Genomic DNA, 16,861 nt, shown 5'->3' with positions numbered 1-16,861 from the left:
TGATAAAAATCAGGTTTTTAGGCATTCATGAGAAACTACTGGATGATTGGAAAATTCTTATTTTTTCACTCCTAATTTTTGCAAAATAATTTCTAACAAACACCATTTTGTGAAGGCAGATTGCAACATATTTGCACCAATAAAAACGGTAAACCACATCCAATTTTGATGAACATAAACGGTTAATATGACACTTAAAATAATAAATGTACCTACGATTGCTCTAAAATATTTATTTAACATATTTTTCTATTTATAATTTAAATTGATTTTTCTATCGGTAACACAATCGCTTTTATGGGATTGTTGGTTTCTAAATTTTTATTGAATTCGATGATCAATTCAAAAAGTGCATCAATTTGATCTTCATCTGTAAAAGAAAAAAACATGGTTGATTCATTGCCTCCTCTTTTGCCTCCAAACCAATTTGGGGAAACAACATACCCATTTGAACTTTTATATCCATCAATTTCTGATTCGCTAAAATTTTCAATATTGGCTTTTTTAAAAAGTTTCAAAATTTCATCATGAAACTCTTCCACTGCAGTTACGATTACTAATTTCATATTCTTTATTATTTATAATTCTTTTTTTCAATCATGTAATATACCAATGGCACCACCAACAAAGTCAATACTGTTGACACAATGGTTCCTCCCATTAACGAAATCGCCAAACCTTGAAAAATGGGGTCAAACAAAATAACGAAAGCTCCAATTACAACAGTTCCTGCTGTCAGTAAAATTGGGGTAGTTCTTACAGCTCCAGCTTCAATAACTGCTTGTTTTAATGGAATTCCTTCTTCCAAACGCAAGTTGATAAAATCGATTAATAATACCGAATTTCTTACCATAATTCCTGCCAATGCAATCATTCCAATAAAGGAAGTTGCCGTAAAAAATGCGTCCATCATCCAATGACCTAAAATAATTCCGATTAATGATAATGGAATGGCAACCATCATTACAACAGGTGCTTTAAAGTTTTGAAACCAGCCAACAATTAAAATATAAATCAAAATGATTGCTCCTAAAAATGCGATTCCTAAATCTCTAAATACTTCTAACGTAATTTGCCATTCTCCATCCCATTTTACCGTAAAATCGTCCTCAAAATCTGGCTGACCCAAATACATTTCATTCAATTTATAACCTTGTGGCAAAGGAATTTCTTGTAGTTTTTTATCCATTCCCAAAATAGCGTATGCAGGACTTTCTAATTCTCCAGCCATATCTGCCATTACATACACAACTCTTTTTTGGTTTTTTCTGAAAATACTTTTTGCGGAAATAGTTTCTTGAATATCCACCAAATCAGAAATTGAAACCAAATTCCCTTGTTTTGATGTTACTTTCAATTGTGAAATATCTCTTACCGTTGATTTTTCATTATCATCCAAAGCCAATACCAAGCCAATTTGAGAAACTGCATCTTCATCATACAAAGTAGTTAATGGTCTGTTAGACAATGCCATATTCATAGTATATGTGATTTGTTGAGGCGCTACTCCATACAACATGGCTTTTTCTTTGTTGATCACAAATTGATATTCTGTTTGATCAGCTTCCACCATCCAATCTACATCTACCACATCATCTGTATTGTTTAAAATACGCTGAACATTGTTCGCGATTTTGATTTGTTCATTATAATCAGGCCCATAAACTTCAGCTACTATAGTTGATAATACAGGTGGTCCAGGTGGAACTTCTACTAATTTCACATTGGCATTGTACTTTTTAGCTATTTTCTGAATATCTGGTCGAAATAACTTAGCAATATCATGACTTTGTTCAGAACGTTCGCCTTTATCAACCAAATTCACTTGAATATCTGCCATATTACTTCCACCTCGTAAATCGTAATGACGCACCAAACCATTAAAAGTAATGGGCGCAGAAGTACCAATATAATTTTGATAATTGACTACTTCAGGTCTCGTAGCTAAATATTGTGAAATTTCTTTGGTTACCACAGCAGTTCTTTCAAGAGTGGTTCCTTCTGGCATGTCAATCACCACTTGAAACTCGTTTTTGTTATCAAAAGGCAACATTTTTACTGCCACAGAATTGGTAAAAAACAATCCGAAAGTTGCCAATAAAATAGCAAATGTTCCTCCTAAAAATATCCAACGTTTTGTGTTACTTTCCAATAAAGGTTTCTCAAACTTGTTGTAGATTTTATAAATCAACGTTTCTTCAACAGGCTTTTCTGGTTTTTCTTCTTCACCTTTTTTATCTTTTTCACGTAAGAAAATATAACCCAAATAAGGCGTAATTGTCAACGCCACAAACAATGATAAAATCATGGCAATTGAAGCTCCAATTGGCATTGGCGCCATATAAGGCCCCATTAATCCTGATACAAAAGCCATTGGCAACACAGAGGCAATTACTGTAAATGTTGCTAAAATGGTTGGATTCCCCACTTCATTAATCGCATACAAAGCTGCTTGTTTGAAAGGCAATCGTTTCATTTTGAAATGCCTATGCATATTTTCAGCAATAATAATGGAGTCATCAACTACAATCCCTGTTACAAAAACCAACGCAAAAAGCGTGATTCTGTTCAAGGTATAATCGAGCATATAATAGCTTAATAATGTCAATGCAAATGTGATGGGAACAGATAAAAATACCACTAATCCACCTCTCCAGCCCATAGCCAACATTACCACCAAAGTCACAGCAATGATAGAGCCAATAAGGTGTAATAATAATTCTGACACTTTGTGAGATGCAGTTTCTCCATAATTTCTGGTGATTTCTACATGAACATCATCAGGAAGTAAAGTAGTGCGTAAATGGTCCACTTTGTCAATGATAACATCTGCAATTTTCATAGCATCTGCCCCTTTTCTTTTGGCTACAGAAATGGTTACTGCTGGATATTCTGAATTGAATGTATCCGATTTTTCACTCGCTTTTCCAAATCCTAAACTCACATAATTTTTTGGCACTTCTGGTCCGTCAATTACTGTAGCAATTTGTTTCAAATAAATGGGCTGATTTTGTTGCACACCAACCACCAAATTTTCAACATCTCTGGCGCTTTCTAAAAATTTACCTGTGTTTACGATAAATTCAGTATCATTTTTATCAAAAGTTCCTGAATTTAATTGTGCATTATTGGCATTGATCATTTCAGAAACTGATAGGAAATCCAAACCTGCAGCAGCCAATTTGTCTTTATCCAACACCACACGCACTTGACGTTCTCTGCCCCCAATTTTGTGAGTTACTGCAACATCATTTATTTTTTTGATTTCGGCTTCCAATTCTTGCGCCATTTGGCCCAATTGAAAATTGTTGTAATTTTCACTCCACAACGTCAATCCTAGCATTGGAACATCATCAATTGCACGCGTTTTTACCAAAGGAAACGTAACCCCTTTTGGCATTTGATCCATGTGCTTATTGATTTCGTTGTATAATTTTACAAACGAACGCTCAATATCTTCGCCCACATAAAACTGAACAATGACCATTCCTTGTTCTTTCATAGAAGTTGAATACACATATTCAACACCTTTGATATTTGAAATTAATTGTTCTAATGGTTTGATAACTCTTGATTCCACTTCTGTTGGACTTGCTCCTGGATATCCCACAAAAATATCTGCCATTGGCACATCAATTTGCGGTTCTTCTTCACGCGGAATTAAAAACGAACTGTACACACCAATGACCATAAAAACAATCATCAAAAGCACTGTTAGCTTCGAATTCATAAAAACTTTGGCTATTTTGCCTGCTAAACCTTCTTTCATATTTTGCCCCTCTAACTCCCCAAAGGGGAGAATTTTCACGGGTTATTTTTTAGTTACTATTTTATTTTAAATTTCAATTATTGAACTTCCTTCCCTTTGGGAAGGATTGAGGATGGGATTACTTTAGCACCATTAAACAATTTCCCGTTGGCTGAAACTATATAACTTTCGTCTGCATTCAATCCAGATAAAACCTCTACTTGATTTCCGTAGGTTTTCCCTAAAGTCAACCAACGCAACATGGCTGTATTGCTCTGACTTACAGTATAAACTCCTGACAATTGTCCGTTTGAAACAATCACATCAGTTGGAATTAAAATGCTTGTTGTTTTGGTATTTTTCGCAATTGGAAACTGAACAGTTGCAAACATTCCTGATAAAATAGCAACCTCTGATTTTGTCAAACCAATTTTTACCAAGAACTGACCACCTGTGTTTTTTGAAGATGTACTCACTTCTTTCACAATTCCTTTCAATGTATGGTTGATGGATTTCACAACAACATCCACTGAAATACCAGTTTTGATAGCAGCAATTTCTGATTCAGGAACCATTGCCATTACTTCAAAATTTCCTGGAGATTCTATAGAAATTAAGGGTTGACCTGGATTTGCCATATCACCTTTTTCAATCATTTTACTAGTTACAATTCCGCTGAAAGGTGCAGTTAAATTACTATACGCAAACTGCGCATCAATCTCGTTTTTTAGTTGATTGGCTGCTTCCAAACGTGCTTTTGCCATCTGATAATTGGCAGTGATATCATCAAATTCTTTTTGAGAAGCACTTTTATCAGCAAATAAATTTTTAAAACGATTGTAATTTTTTTCAGCATTGGTAAAAGCAGCTTTTGCCTCAGTAATACTTGCTGAAACTTGCGCTTTTTTGGCTTGTAAATCAGCATTATTGATAGAAACTAGCAATTGTCCTTTGGTTACTTTATCGCCAACATTTACAGAAACGCTGTTTACAAAACCCATCATTCTTGTGCTTAAAGTAGCACTGTTTTCTGATTGAATTTTTCCACTTACTGATAAAAATGGATTGTTTTCATTGTTTGCAACTGGACTCACAATTACTGAAATTGTTGGAGAATTATCAACAGTTACTTTTTTGTCATCACTACCACAACTTGCTAAAAAAGCAGTGGCTAAAATTGTTATTATAATTGGTATGTTTTTCATTTTATTGGATTTATTAATCTTAAATTTTTTTAAACTTTGAATTTTAAACTATTCTTTGGTTAAAAACTGTAAGTACGCTTGCGCATAATTGTATTCGAAAATAGTTTGGTAATATTCTAATTGTTTTTGGGCAAATTGTGTTTCAGAAGCTAACAAATCCGTCGTTTTTTCTAAACCTTCTTTGAATCTATTTGTTCTAATTCTTAAGGATTCTTCAGATTGTGTTAAGGCTAATTTTGACAGATGTAGTTTGTTTTCTGCATCCATCAACATTCTTTTTGCTTTATTCAATTCCAATTTGCTTTTTGATAGATATTGTGAATATTCAAATTTTGATTTTTCAAATTCGGCTTTGCTTTTTTGAACTTTTCCAAAGCGTTTTGAACCGTTGAAAATATCCCAACTTAATTGTGCTCCAACCAAATAACCACTTGCATCTGCTTGAAAAATTTTGTTGTCATACAATTCATAACTTCCAAAAGCATTTAATCTTGGTAAAAAAGTCATTTTTTCAGCTTTGTTCATGTCTTGATATGCTTCAGTTGATAATTGCATTGCCTTGATATCACTACGATTTTCAGAAATTGAAACATCAGCCATTGAAACAACTGTAAAATTTAAATCATCAGAAGGTTTGTATTGCACATACGTTTCATCATTCATCAAAAAAGACAGATAGTTGGACGCATTTTGCACATTGCTTTTTGCTTGTTGCAATTGATTTTGAACTTCAGTTACCCGAACTTCTACGTTCAAAACATCTGCGCGTTGCAAATACCCTTGTTTGAAACTATTTTCTGCCAATTTTTGATTTGCATTTGCAGCTTCTAACGCTTTTTCTAAAACATCAACAGCTTTGTATGCCAATTGCAATTGCATATAGGCATTTTCAACTTCAAAAGCCAAGTAATCTTCAGTACGTTGTGTTTGTAAAGACATGGCTTCCATTTTTGATTTTGCAGCTTTTCGTTGATACACTCCATCCAAATTCACTAAAGGTTGTTCCACTTTAATGATGGTTGCAAAATTTTGAGTTTGCGTTGGATTGTTCAACAATGCAGGATTGAAATCTGCTTGCGTTAAAATTCCTTGATTCAATTTTGAGCCAAAAGCCATCAAAGGATTTGTAGTGGAAATTCCTGTGTGACTTGCTGTGATATTTGGCAAAAAAATAGCGTTTGTTTGTTTAAATTCTGCTTTTGCTTTGTTGAATTCTTCAGCAGAGATTTTTAGGGATAAATTGCGGTTTTTTATTTTTGTAATTACCTCAGATTTATCAATAGAAATAATTTCTTGCGCATTTGTGGGCAAGTATAAAATTAAAATTAAAACTGCGATATATTTCATAATGTATTTCATTGATATGATTTTTGTTACCGCAAAATTAGACTGAAAAAAAAGTGTAGTCAGTAACATTTGTTACTTAGGATTTCAGTAAAAAAAACTGATTTTGAAAAAATAAAGAGGAAACATTTCAATATATTTGCCTTGTGAAAGAAGGAACTTTTTTAATTTCTTTATTTTTGAGTAGTCTGATTCTCTATAATACGTTGAGAGTTTCAGTTACTTATATTTATTATACTATTGATCCCATAGGTTTTATTGAAGAGTTGTGTGAAAATAAGGATACTCCAGAAATGCAGTGTAATGGAAAATGTCAATTAAAAAAAGTAACTGAAAGTAGTCAAAGTAGTGAAAAAACACCAGTTCAATTAATTGATTTTAAAGATTTATTATTATTTAAAGAATCTCCATTATCATATTCAATTGTTTCTTTTTTTGAGAAAAATCAAACCTTATTCTCATATGCTAACAACTATGCATACTTAAACTCAGATTCGAGTTTCCATCCACCACAAGTTTAGTTTTTTTTAGATTCAATTAATGAATCATTAAATAGATATGTATCAATTTGTTTAAGGTTTCATCCTTAAACGGAAGGTTCTTGTTATACACATATTAAAAATAAATAAAACTAAAATGAAACCATATTTTAAAAAATTGGCAATCTTATTGATTGCAACTATTGCATTTGCATCATGCTCAAAAGATGTAAATGAAACAGAAATGAATGAATTGGAAGGATTCACTAAAATCAGAGAATTGTCAAATTCAACACATACGATTGAATTATATTCTGAAAAAGAAGCGTTAATAGTAGGTTATAACGAAATTAAACTAAGAATTTTAGATAATAGTTCGGATATTTTTGTGAAAAATGCTCAAATTTCTTGGAATCCAGTAATGCACATGATGATGATGAACCATTCTTGTCCAAAATCAACAGTGGAAAAAGTGGCTGATGAAGGAAATTTATACGAAGGATATATTGTGTTTCAAATGGAAGAAAATGCTTCAGAATATTGGGATTTGACCATTGATTATACTATTGATGGTGTTGATTACTCCATAACCTCTGAAATTGATGTTCTAGCAACTGACAAAAGAACTGTAAATTCATTTACTGGCTCAGATAACGTAAGATATTTAGTAACCTATATTGAATCAACAGAACCTAAAGTTGCTATTAATGATATGAAAATTGGCGTTTGGAAAATGGAAAACATGATGAGTTTTCCGATGGTGGATGATTATACTGTAAAAATTGATCCAAGAATGCCAAGTATGGGAAATCATTCTTCACCCAATAATGTAAATGCAACTCAAAGTAATCCTGGAGCTTTTTATGAAGGAAAATTATCATTAACCATGACTGGTTATTGGAAAATAAATCTGCAATTAGCAAATGCTGATGGAACAGTGTTAAAAGGAGAAGAAATTTCAAGCACTGTTGAATCAAGCAGTATTTTCTTCGAAATAGAATTTTAATTTTAATTGCAAAAGCTCAAATTATTACTGAATTTGAGCTTTGCATTAAAACTTACTTTATGAAAAATACATTCATCATTCTTTTGATGTTTTTGAGCACAAGTATTTCATTCGCTCAAAAAAAAGAAAAAGATTCTATAAAAGTTATTGAACTCAAAGAGGTTATTTTGATTGGAAAAAAAGCTGCTGAATATGAAAAAAATTCAAAATCTTTAAGTACGATTGAAGCTTTTTTACATCAATCTTCGAGTATCAATATGATCAAAAGAGGTGCGTATGCTTGGGAACCTATCATCAATAATATGCCCACAGAAAGAACATTGGTTACTATTGATGGCATGCGAATTTTTGGCGCTTGTACTGATAAAATGGATCCTATAACTTCGTATATTGAAGTTACAAATCTTTCAGAAGCTGTTATTCAGGATGGTCAATCAGGAAGTCTTTTTGGGAATACAATTGGAGGTTCAGTAGACTTAAAAAGGAACAAACCCGTTTTTGGCGAAAAAAAACTGGAAACACAATTTCATTCAGGATTTGAAACAAATAATAGTCAAAAAATATTGGGAAGTTCTGTGAATTTCAAAAACGAATCCTTCTATTTTGATTTAGATATAATGAGTAGAAATGCAGAAAACTATAGTGCAGCAAACCATCAAGAAGTGTTGTATTCTCAATTTAACAAACTCAATTTTTCAACTACTTTTGGATTTAGAATCAAAGAGCATAAATTATTGGAAACTTCCATTATTTATGACAAAGCAACTGATGTTGGATATCCAGCATTACCTATGGATGTTTCTTTGGCAGAAGCTTTTATTACTTCCATTAAATATGAAGTTGTCCCCAAAAACTCAACAATTAAAAATTGGGAAACCAAAATTTACTTTAACACCATAAAACATGTAATGGATGACACAACGCGTCCAAATGTGCCTATTCATATGGATATGCCAGGCTGGAGCGAAACATTTGGGTTTTATTCAAAGTTGAAATATAGTTTTGAAAAACATCATTTTTTGGTCAATTTGAATTCATTTTATAATAAATCACTGGCAGAAATGACCATGTATCCGAATAATCCAAACGAAAACTTGATGTTTATGCTAACTTGGCCTGATGTACGAACTTTGTATAATGGTGTGTTTTTAGAAGACAGTTTTACTGTGAGTAAAAATTCAAATCTTACATTGAATATTTCATTAGGAAACCATTTGAATACTGTTTCTAGTCAATTCGGATTGGAAAGTTTACAAATTTTTTATCCAGAAATGTCTGATAAAAAAAATAGATTTTTAAAGAGTTTTGGTGCTAATTACCATTTTTCTAAATCAGGATTTCACTATCATTTTGGAGTGGCATATAGTGAACGAGCTCCATCAGTTTCTGAAGGATATGGGTTTTATTTGTTCAATAGTTTTGATGGTTTTGATAACATTGGAAATCCAAATTTGAAAAATGAATCAGCGATTGAAGGCAGTTTTTCAATTGGATTGAAAAAAGAAAAATTGATGATAAAAGCGAATGCTTCTTACTTTTATTTTTATGATTATATCATTGCTCAAACAGACTTTAGTTTATCTCCAATGACCATTGGAGCAAATGGTGTGCGTGTGTATTCGGCTTTAGATACTGCAACAATTTTCAATACTAGTCTTTCTTTTGAGTATTTTGTCAATCCATTTTTTACTTGGAATTTGCAAACAACTTATGCTATTGGCAAAACTAATGACAATGAAAATTTGCCATTTATCAGTCCTTTTAGTTATACAAGTTCTTTGCGTTTCAAAAAAAATAAATTTACTAGTGAAATTCAATTGGTTGGAAATGCAACACAATCCAATTTTAATGCTGAATTTGGGGAAGATCAAACACCCAATTTTGCCATTTTAAATATCAATGCTGGATATCAATTTAAATTTGGAAACACAAAATTGATGTTGAAAACAGGCATAGAAAACGTATTTGACAAAAATTATTCAACCTATGCTGATTGGAACAATATTCCAAGAATGGGAAGAAATATGTATGTAAATTTGAATTATTTGCTTTAAAAAGTTAATGTAGTAAAAAAGAGGACATTTTTTTTAAAATGTCCTCTTTTCAATTAAAAAACAAATTTAAAACAAAATCTAACTTTCATTTACTTTTCTAGTACCTCCATGACCACCAGCAACAATAATCAATATTTTGAGACTTAAATAAATAAATTTGAAAAATTGAATAATAGGATTCATCATTATAAATCGTTGGTGTTTTGAAATTCTTTGTGTCATAATTTTATATTTTAATGCCTTTTTAAAAAAATAATTACTGAATATTAAAATCGGAAAGCTAATTTTACTCAGGAATCAACCACCAAAAAGGTCGCATTTTTGCTTTGTAAATAAATGCGTAATGCAACGCCAATTTTAACCAATGACCAGCCAAACCAATTTCACCAAAAGTTTTTCCTAATTGTCTACCTTGAGTCTTTGGATATTTTTCATAATCAGGTACAATAGGAAAAGTGGTAATGCTCACACCACTTCCTGAAGTCATTCCATAACCTGCAGAAGCAATACATGCTGCACCCATATTTCCCATACTTCCTTTGTGATGCAAGGTTTCGTTACCATTTTTTATGGTATCAATGATATTGTCTGCAACTAATTTTGCGGTTATTCCAGAAGGCATTCCTGTTCTTGGTGGAGCAGGAAAAATTTCAGTTCCATTTATACTTTTTCTAGGTTTTGAAATTGTATGAGGAGGAGCAAAAGCAATTCCTGGAGCAAAAATATTTTTGTAAGTCGGATTTTGATAGGTTTCTGGCCAATCTTTCACAGACCATTGTTCATAAGGTTTTGGACTATAATCTGCGTCCACAATCATAAAACCTTTAAACAATTTTTCGGTAATATCATTTTCGTTTTTATCAAAAGCCTTAAAACCATGACCTGAAAACGAAGGAATTAACATCGCAAAATCATATTCTTCATATTTATTTTCGCCTTCTAGATTTTCGTAATGGGCAATTCCGTTTTCAATTTTGTTGACTCCTGCACCCAAAATCCATTTGATATCTCTATCTTCAAAAATCATTTCAACCATTTCGCTCGATTTCATTGTCATGTTTCCATAACTTAAAAGCATGCCATCCATCCCAAAATCACCTAATTGAAATTCGTTTGAAATCCAAGTAATTTCTGCCATTTCACGTACTTTGTGTTTGCGTAATTCTTGTTCCACATTTAAAATATATTCAAATGCTGCACCTTGACAAGTGGCTTTTGCATGTCCTGTTCCAATTAATATTTTGACTTTTTTTCCAAGTTTCATCAACTCAATTTGCGCTTTCAAACCTTGCCAAGCATGTTCAGCATGATTATATGTACACACAGAATAAGTCCCATTTTCGCCAGGAATTAATCCTTCAGTAGCTTCAAAATTTAGTTTTGGACCAGTGGCATTGATGAGATAATCGTAGGTGATTTTTTCTTTATTCCCTTTTTGCTCTCCAACAACATATTCAGCTAAAACATAAGGTTTTTGTTGTGCTTGATCTCCTTCAGGATAGAAAGAAAGCGCTTTTGCTTGTTTGAAATCAATTCCTTTTCTTTTATACAATGGCGCTAAAGGAAATAGAATTTGTTCGGATTTCATTCTACCAATTCCAACCCAAATGTTAGATGGAATCCATTGATAATTACTATTCGGAGAAACCACCACAACTTCATGGTTTTTTGAAAGTTTTCTTCGCAAGTGAGCTGCAGCAACATGGCCTGAAATTCCAGCCCCAAGAACGACTATTTTTGACATAAGATAGATTTTGTCGAAAGGTAATTATATCAACAAAAACCTACAGTTACATTTGTTACACAATGAAAATTAACTGTTTACTATAAATCCAATCAAATGAGATATTAAAAGATACCTTAAAATTATATTTTAAAAAATAAAATATTACTGCTTCAAAATCTTTTTCTCAATAATTTTTCCAGCATTTTTGAATACAATTACATATTCTCCACTAGCAAATTTTGAAAGATTCAATTCAATAGTTTTGAATCCAATTGATTTTTCAAAGGTCATTTTTTGAATGCTTCTTCCTAAAATATCAAATATTTCTAAACTACTGTTTTCTGTATTTGGAATAAAAACTTCCAGGGAAAAAAGACCATTTGAAGGATTTGGAAATACTTTCAAATTGTAAATATTTTTTTCTGTGAGTGCTATTTCTTCGACATTCAATACAGTTTTATTGATAAAAACTTTAAATGCCAAATTACTTGCTGAACTTTGCGTTCCATTATTGATAAAGAAAATATTTTCTTGTGAGCTTTCAATTCCGCCAAAAATATAGCCAATCATTGTTGAACCATTTGGCAAATTATTTAGGTTCACTACTTCATCATTCATATAAAAAGTAGGGTTGTGAATTGGAATAAATTCGGCTCCAGAACCTACTAAAGTTGGCATTTTGATGTCCAAAATACTTTCAGTCATTGAACCATTACTAAACCTTGAAACTTTACTGATGGTATTTACAAAAGGCACATTATCATCTTTGACCAAATTGTTATTTGCATCCAATTTATACTGGCTCATTCCTCCAAAAAAAAGGGTGTGCATGGTCTTATTTGCACTATCAAACACCGGAATTTTTGCACTGTGATATTGACTTAAATACTGATTGAAATTGTTATTAACAGTATATCCTGTTGATGAAACATCCACTGTGTTTAACCATGGTAAATTCACTGTGTGTTGAAAAACACCACTAAACATGGTAAATCCATGAGATCCATCAGGAAAAATTTGAGGTGCCATATTGTAATCTCTTCTGTGCAAATTGTCACGATCTTTTTGTGCAGCATAATTTACAATAGAAAGATTTGTGCCATCATCAACAATTTGAAAAGTTCTAATTTCTTCAGTATAAATTTGTGTAAAACCAGTAGCATTATTTGGTCCTTGAGGATTGTATTTCCCTTTAAAATATTGACCTCCACATAAATAAAAAACATCATTTAACAAACCTAATTGCCCACCAGTAACTGCTAAATTTGGATTGGAAATTTGTCTAAAAAAAGAAGTAATGGATTGATTATTGATGACTGCATTTGCCAAACCATCTACGTCAATTGCAGTTAATTTATCATAAGTTACATGGTCAAGAGCTGTTGCACTATATCCATAACCGCCAATAACATATAGCGTATTTTCTCTCTGATAAAACTCTTGATTGGTGGCTTGCAATTGCTCAAAAATAGCAGCTTGTAAGACGTTTAAAGAAGCGCTCCAAGTTTGATTATTAATGGGATCAACCACAAAAACATTTTTGTTATTGTCATTTTCCAAAAAGGATGAAAATGGCTGTCTTTGGTGTAAACCGTCAATTCTTCCGCCAATAATAATCCATTTTCCATCCGAAGTTTTTCCCCAAGAAAATGAATGAACATTGGGTGCATTTGCAATTGTTAAAGGCTCAATTTGAACTGTAAATTGTTCTTGAGAAATTCCTGATTGAAGGGAGAGAAATGCGATAAAAACAGTAAATAGGAGTTGACTTTTCATAACTTGGTGGATTAATCCCACAAATTTCGGGAAAGAAGTTCACTCTTTTGGTAACATAGGTTACTTAGTAAAATTATTAATAACTAGTGTCATCTAAAGTGACTTTTCCATTAAAGGTTTTATATAAAAATAAAAAATAGCCTGCTAAAAGTGGCGCTCCAATAGCAACAATAGTTAGCATAATTCCCAGTGATTTTTGGGAAGAGGCTGCATTATAAATTGTAACACTAAAATCTGGATTTATGGTTGATGGCAACAAAACAGGATACAATTGAAATGCAACCAACATTAACAAAAACGCCATTGTCAAAGACGAAAAAACAAGCGCTTTCGCATATTTTTTCTTTGAAACCAGTCTTGGAACATTAGCAACTGCTAAAAAAGATAAAATTGGCAACACAAAAAAAATCGGTTGTTCTTTAAAATTATCAGTTACACCAGGAATAAAAATCAATGTATATAATGAAGTAATTGCAAAACTAATAATAAAAAATATCATGCCTCTTTTTAATAAAAAAGTAAGTTTTGCATGCAAACGTCCTTCTGTTTTCAATAATAAAAAAATGGCTCCTTGCGTCATAAAAATGGACAAAGTGGTAAATCCTACCATAATTGAATAGGGACTTAAAAATGCAAAGAAAATACCTCCTTTGTAACTAAAATTTTCACCAAGCTCAAATCCTTGAAGTACATTTCCTACAACAACCCCTAACAAAAATGCTATTAACGTATTGGAAATAAAGTAGATAACATCCCAAGTTTTTCTCCACCAAATCATTTTTTCTGCACTTCTGAATTTTATGGCTGATGAACGTAAAACCAATAAAATCAAAAATAGCATAAATGGAATATACATGACAGAAAGCATAGTTGCATACATCACAGGAAATCCAGCAAATAAGGCACCACCTCCTATTATTAGCCAAACCTGATTTGCATCCCAAAGTGGGCCAACTGCATTGATGGCAATTCGTCTACTCAAATCTTCTTTAAAGAACAAATGCCAAGCACCTGCACCGTAATCAAAACCTTCCAAAATTGCGTATCCTGAAAATAATAACCCTACTACCAAAAACCAAAGTGTGGGATAATCGATTCCTAAAATTGTTTCCATGCTAATTTTTTTTAAATAATTTCTAATTCGTTCTTTTTTTCTTGATAAGGTCCATGTTTTATTTTTTTATTCAAAGAATACATGAAAAGCAAAAATAACAATGAATAAACTACAAAAAATAGGATTAAAGAGAATAAAATTTGATTGGCAGATACTTCTTGAGAAAAGCCCTCACTGGTTCTTAAATGACCATAAACAATCCAAGGTTGTCTGCCCATTTCTGCTGCAAACCATCCTGTTTGATTGGCAATTTGAGGTAACAAAACCGAAAATGCAAAAATGCGCAATAACCATTTACTGTCAAATAATTTCCCTTTCCACCATAAAAAACTTGCATAAAAAGTCAATGCTATTAAGAACATCCCAATTGATATCATAATATGGTAAAACTGAAAAACTGCATTTACTTGACTTGGTCTATCTTCTTTAGGAAAAGCATTTAGCCCTGTAATTGGAGCTTCAAAATCTTGATGTACTAAAAAAGATAATCCTCCTGGTAACCCCAAACCTGTAACCTCTTGACTTTCATTATCAACCCACCCAAAAAGATACAAATCTGCAGGTGCTGATTTTTCATAATGACCTTCCATAGCAGCCAATTTTGCTGGTTGATTTTTTGAAACTCCATCAGCAGAACTATGACCAGAAACTAATTGAGAAAACGAAACAACAGTAGCAATTACTAAAGCAATTTTAAAAGCTTTTTTTGAAATTTCAATGTATCTTCCTTTTAATAAATAATAAGCATGAACACTTAAAACCAAAAATGCGCCAGCTAAAAATGCACCTTGCCAAACATGAATAATTCTGTCTACACTTGATGGGTTAAAAACCATCTCCCAAAAATCGGTGACTTCAGCCCTTGCATTAAAACCCTCTCCAACAATGTGATAACCTGCTGGCGTTTGTTGCCAACTATTTGCCACTACAATCCAAACTGCCGAAAACATTGACCCTAAAAAAACACCTATAGTTGATATAAAATGAACTTTTGGAGAAACTCTATTCCATCCAAAAATCAAAATCCCCAAAAAAGTACTTTCTAAACCAAAAGCAAACAATCCTTCAGCAGCTAAAGCACTTCCAAAAATATCTCCCACATATTTTGAATATACAGCCCAATTTGTGCCAAATTCAAATTCCATAATAATTCCTGTAGCCACACCAATTCCGAAAGTAATGGCGAAAATTTGTAACCAAAAACGGGTTAAAACTTCATATTGTTTATTACCAGTTTTTAAATACAACCCTTCCATAATAACCATAATCAACCCAATACCAATGCTTAAAGGCGGATAGATGTAATGAAATGCAACCGTGAAAGCAAACTGAATTCTTGCTAATATTTCTACTTCCATAATTTTGATTTAAAAAAAATACGCTTTAAAACTAAAGCGTATTTCTTGAATATATTGTTATTTTTTTAAAATTTCACTTAAGACTAACTCTTTATCAAGTTTTTTTGTGCAAAAAAACCAATCATCACATTTTAATTCCTCAGTTTGATTCATTCTATCTTGCGCTACTCCACAAGATCCTGCAGGCGAAATGATAACATCATCTCCAGGATTCCAATCTGCGGGAGTTGCAACATTAAATTTATCTGATGTTTGCATTGCAATTAAGGCTCTATAAAGTTCGTCAAAATTTCTACCTAAACTCAATGGGTAATAAATAATTGCACGAACAATTCCAACTGGATCAACAAAAAATACAGCTCTCACTGCTTGAGTTTTACTCTCTCCTGGTTGAATCATTCCATATTTTTTTGCAACATTCATGGAAATATCTTCAATTAAAGGAAATTTAACTTCAATTTTCTCCATTCCATTAAAAGTAATTTTGTCTTTTATGGTTCTTAGCCATGCAATATGACTGTATAAACCATCAATTGATAAGCCAATCAAATTACAATTTGCTTTTTTAAATTTTTCTTCCAAATGAGCAAAAGTCATAAACTCTGAAGTACAAACTGGCGTAAAATCTGCTGGATGGCTAAATAAAATTGACCATTCTCCTTTATAATCATCAGGGAAATTGATTTCTCCTTGTGTAGTAATTGCATTAAACTGTGGTGCTTTGTCCCCAATTCTTGGCATTGTGAAAACTTCTTGTTCTTTTGTAATTTCTGATGTATTCATTTTAATTATGTATTTTTTACCTTGTAAAATTAGACGGTTTGGTAAACTTTATATGTAACATAAGTATCACAAGCTTAGGGAAAATTGAATAACATTATAAGAAAAACTTATTTCAATCCAATTCTAATTGTAAGCTTCCCCAAAATTCGGCCATTTAAAAATAGAATTCGACAAGCGACGCAGGAGCGCGTTCAGTAAAAATTATTAAATTTAAAGCCGAAAACTTATGAAGACAACCCAATTTACCGAAAACCAGATTGTTGCCATT

General features: G+C 32.1%; 14 protein-coding genes. 3 read left to right on the top strand and 11 right to left on the bottom strand.

Going from position 1 to position 16,861, the window contains the following annotated elements:
- Positions 1-57: 57 nt before the first annotated feature.
- The 5 genes from IU405_RS09550 to IU405_RS09530 all read right to left on the bottom strand — a co-directional run bounded on the left by IU405_RS09550 (position 58) and on the right by IU405_RS09530 (position 6,312).
- On the bottom strand, positions 58-243 hold the full coding sequence (locus IU405_RS09550; RefSeq protein WP_197438381.1) for a DUF2892 domain-containing protein: 186 nt from the start codon (positions 241-243) through the stop codon (positions 58-60).
- 17 nt (positions 244-260) lie between these two features.
- On the bottom strand, positions 261-566 hold the full coding sequence (locus IU405_RS09545) for a hypothetical protein (protein WP_197438380.1): 306 nt from the start codon (positions 564-566) through the stop codon (positions 261-263).
- Positions 567-574: 8 nt separating this feature from the next.
- Positions 575-3,769, bottom strand: coding sequence for an efflux RND transporter permease subunit (locus IU405_RS09540; RefSeq protein WP_197438379.1), 3,195 nt, complete (start codon positions 3,767-3,769; stop codon positions 575-577).
- A 77-nt stretch (positions 3,770-3,846) separates the two neighbouring features.
- A complete protein-coding gene (locus tag IU405_RS09535; RefSeq protein WP_197438378.1) occupies positions 3,847-4,953 on the bottom strand; it encodes an efflux RND transporter periplasmic adaptor subunit in 1,107 nt (368 codons plus the stop codon).
- A 48-nt stretch (positions 4,954-5,001) separates the two neighbouring features.
- Positions 5,002-6,312 (bottom strand): TolC family protein, encoded by a 1,311-nt coding sequence (locus tag IU405_RS09530; RefSeq protein ID WP_231749657.1) that lies wholly within the window; start codon positions 6,310-6,312, stop codon positions 5,002-5,004.
- Positions 6,313-6,443: 131 nt separating this feature from the next.
- Between IU405_RS09530 and IU405_RS09525 the strand changes: the two genes are divergently transcribed.
- The 3 genes from IU405_RS09525 (at position 6,444) to IU405_RS09515 (ending at position 9,836) form a co-directional block, all read left to right on the top strand.
- Positions 6,444-6,818 carry a hypothetical protein gene (locus tag IU405_RS09525; RefSeq protein WP_197438377.1) on the top strand — a complete coding sequence of 125 codons (375 nt, stop codon included), beginning with the start codon at positions 6,444-6,446 and terminating at the stop codon, positions 6,816-6,818.
- 115 nt (positions 6,819-6,933) lie between these two features.
- A complete protein-coding gene (locus IU405_RS09520; RefSeq protein ID WP_197438376.1) occupies positions 6,934-7,782 on the top strand; it encodes a hypothetical protein in 849 nt (282 codons plus the stop codon).
- Between the two features lie 59 nt (positions 7,783-7,841).
- Positions 7,842-9,836, top strand: a complete 1,995-nt coding sequence (locus tag IU405_RS09515; RefSeq protein ID WP_197438375.1) for a TonB-dependent receptor — start codon at positions 7,842-7,844, stop codon at positions 9,834-9,836.
- Positions 9,837-9,914: 78 nt separating this feature from the next.
- Here IU405_RS09515 and IU405_RS09510 read toward each other — a convergent pair whose 3' ends face one another.
- The 6 genes from IU405_RS09510 to IU405_RS09485 form a co-directional block, all read right to left on the bottom strand.
- On the bottom strand, positions 9,915-10,058 hold the full coding sequence (locus tag IU405_RS09510; RefSeq protein WP_197438374.1) for a hypothetical protein: 144 nt from the start codon (positions 10,056-10,058) through the stop codon (positions 9,915-9,917).
- Between the two features lie 64 nt (positions 10,059-10,122).
- Positions 10,123-11,580 (bottom strand): NAD(P)/FAD-dependent oxidoreductase, encoded by a 1,458-nt coding sequence (locus IU405_RS09505; RefSeq protein WP_197438373.1) that lies wholly within the window; start codon positions 11,578-11,580, stop codon positions 10,123-10,125.
- Positions 11,581-11,724: 144 nt separating this feature from the next.
- A complete protein-coding gene (locus tag IU405_RS09500) occupies positions 11,725-13,338 on the bottom strand; it encodes a T9SS type A sorting domain-containing protein (protein ID WP_197438372.1) in 1,614 nt (537 codons plus the stop codon).
- A 76-nt stretch (positions 13,339-13,414) separates the two neighbouring features.
- Positions 13,415-14,452 (bottom strand): cytochrome d ubiquinol oxidase subunit II, encoded by a 1,038-nt coding sequence (gene cydB, locus IU405_RS09495; protein ID WP_197438371.1) that lies wholly within the window; start codon positions 14,450-14,452, stop codon positions 13,415-13,417.
- Between the two features lie 11 nt (positions 14,453-14,463).
- The gene (locus tag IU405_RS09490) at positions 14,464-15,810 is read right to left on the bottom strand and encodes a cytochrome ubiquinol oxidase subunit I (RefSeq protein WP_197438370.1); all 1,347 of its coding nucleotides are present in this window, start codon (positions 15,808-15,810) and stop codon (positions 14,464-14,466) included.
- Positions 15,811-15,867: 57 nt separating this feature from the next.
- A complete protein-coding gene (locus IU405_RS09485; protein WP_197438369.1) occupies positions 15,868-16,593 on the bottom strand; it encodes a peroxiredoxin in 726 nt (241 codons plus the stop codon).
- Between the last annotated feature and the right edge of the window lie 268 nt (positions 16,594-16,861).

Source organism: Polaribacter sp. BAL334, assembly GCF_015767435.1.
In the GTDB taxonomy this organism is placed as follows: Bacteria; Bacteroidota; Bacteroidia; order Flavobacteriales; family Flavobacteriaceae; genus Polaribacter.
Note: the sequence above shows the minus strand (reverse complement) of the source record. Positions and strands in the feature narration are given on the sequence as shown.

Excerpts from the sequence above, each read along its gene's own strand:
- IU405_RS09500 (WP_197438372.1), bottom strand. The coding sequence starts at position 13,338 with ATGAAAAGTCAACTCCTATTTACTGTTTTTATCGCATTTCTCTCCCTT.
- IU405_RS09540 (WP_197438379.1), bottom strand. The coding sequence starts at position 3,769 with ATGAAAGAAGGTTTAGCAGGCAAAATAGCCAAAGTTTTTATGAATTCG.
- IU405_RS09530 (WP_231749657.1), bottom strand. The coding sequence starts at position 6,312 with ATGAAATACATTATGAAATATATCGCAGTTTTAATTTTAATTTTATAC.
- IU405_RS09485 (WP_197438369.1), bottom strand. The coding sequence starts at position 16,593 with ATGAATACATCAGAAATTACAAAAGAACAAGAAGTTTTCACAATGCCA.
- IU405_RS09535 (WP_197438378.1), bottom strand. The coding sequence starts at position 4,953 with ATGAAAAACATACCAATTATAATAACAATTTTAGCCACTGCTTTTTTA.
- IU405_RS09490 (WP_197438370.1), bottom strand. The coding sequence starts at position 15,810 with ATGGAAGTAGAAATATTAGCAAGAATTCAGTTTGCTTTCACGGTTGCA.
- cydB (WP_197438371.1), bottom strand. The coding sequence starts at position 14,452 with ATGGAAACAATTTTAGGAATCGATTATCCCACACTTTGGTTTTTGGTA.
- IU405_RS09505 (WP_197438373.1), bottom strand. The coding sequence starts at position 11,580 with ATGTCAAAAATAGTCGTTCTTGGGGCTGGAATTTCAGGCCATGTTGCT.
- IU405_RS09550 (WP_197438381.1), bottom strand. The coding sequence starts at position 243 with ATGTTAAATAAATATTTTAGAGCAATCGTAGGTACATTTATTATTTTA.
- IU405_RS09545 (WP_197438380.1), bottom strand. The coding sequence starts at position 566 with ATGAAATTAGTAATCGTAACTGCAGTGGAAGAGTTTCATGATGAAATT.
- IU405_RS09520 (WP_197438376.1), top strand. The coding sequence starts at position 6,934 with ATGAAACCATATTTTAAAAAATTGGCAATCTTATTGATTGCAACTATT.
- IU405_RS09515 (WP_197438375.1), top strand. The coding sequence starts at position 7,842 with ATGAAAAATACATTCATCATTCTTTTGATGTTTTTGAGCACAAGTATT.
- IU405_RS09510 (WP_197438374.1), bottom strand. The coding sequence starts at position 10,058 with ATGACACAAAGAATTTCAAAACACCAACGATTTATAATGATGAATCCT.